The 1097-nt window shown below is 62.2% G+C and carries 1 protein-coding gene and 1 pseudogene; one reads left to right on the top strand and one right to left on the bottom strand.

Annotated elements, in window-relative coordinates; genetic code table 11:
- On the bottom strand, positions 1-318 hold a 318-nt coding region (locus A2I95_RS41285), incomplete at its 3' end, for a dihydrofolate reductase (protein ID WP_291738068.1).
- 423 nt (positions 319-741) lie between these two features.
- Here A2I95_RS41285 and A2I95_RS41280 point away from each other — a divergent pair.
- A pseudogene (locus A2I95_RS41280) lies at positions 742-1097 on the top strand (hypothetical protein); the annotation flags it as partial.

The following is a 1097-nucleotide window of genomic DNA, read 5'->3' as shown; positions in this document are numbered from 1 at the left end:
CTCCAGCATGCCGCGGTAAATACCTTCGCCGCCAATGCCATAGACCCGGCGGTAGCCCTGCGCATAGGCCTCCTGCACCGCCGCCCCGATCGACGGCAGCACAATCTCTGCCGCCTGCGGGTTGGACGACACCACCAGATTGAGCCGGTTCTTCAGCGGTTTCACCGGCAGGCTGTCCCAGGTATTGCGGCCCATAATGATGGCGCCGCCCAGGGTCTCGCGCTGAAACGCTTTCAGATCCTCAGGCGCAAACCACGGGATATCATTGTCCTTGCCAATGGCCCCGTTGCGCGCCCGCGCAGCGATCAGAGTAATCATAAGTGTCTTCCTTGCTGTTCAGAGTGCAACCGGTGCCTTGACGTCCGGACCGGGATCATAATTCAGAATCCAGAAATCACCGTAGGTGAAATCGAAGAATGCGCCGGCCTGCCGCTTGATCGGCAAATGACGGATATTCTGAACGGTTTTCCGGTCTCCTTCGAATTGGCTATTGCCGCCATGGCCCCATCCCGCGTCTGCGCTGGTCCGCTCTTCCTCTGAAGAATGCCTGCCACAGCCCGCACCCTGTCTGTCAGCCCTTCCAGCGCCCCGGCCGCCTGGATCTGATCAAACCGGACTTTTGCGTGTTTGCGTTTCATAGCCGCCGGTTTGTGCATGAGCAAGCGTGGTTGGAGAGAGAAAGGGCGGATTGGCTGGTGCGGCCTGTGCGGGATTGCTGCCGGTTGATGCCGGTTCGGCGGAATGCATCCGGGGCCGGGCGGCTGCAGCTGCATAACAGATGCAAGTTGGCGGGGAGGCCGGCACTTCACCACAACCGGCACCGTCGCCAAGATTTCCGATTTCACCGAGGCGGTTCTGGAGCGGCTGAAAGCCGAACCGCTGCTGCGCATGACCGACGCCGGGCCGGATGACGAACAGGCCGTGGAAGAGCGGGAGGAAACCATCGCCGAGGCAATCCGCACCCTGGAAGCCAAAGACTTCCAGCGCGACGGCAAGCCCAAGCTGGACGCCTTGGCCGACCTGGTCGGCGGTGACCTGGGCAAGATCGCCGGCGCCGAGCGGGACGCCGTCTGGGCGCAGCTCAAAGAAGACGGCTT

The organism is Leisingera sp. F5, from assembly GCF_001593695.1.
Note: the sequence above shows the minus strand (reverse complement) of the source record. Positions and strands in the feature narration are given on the sequence as shown.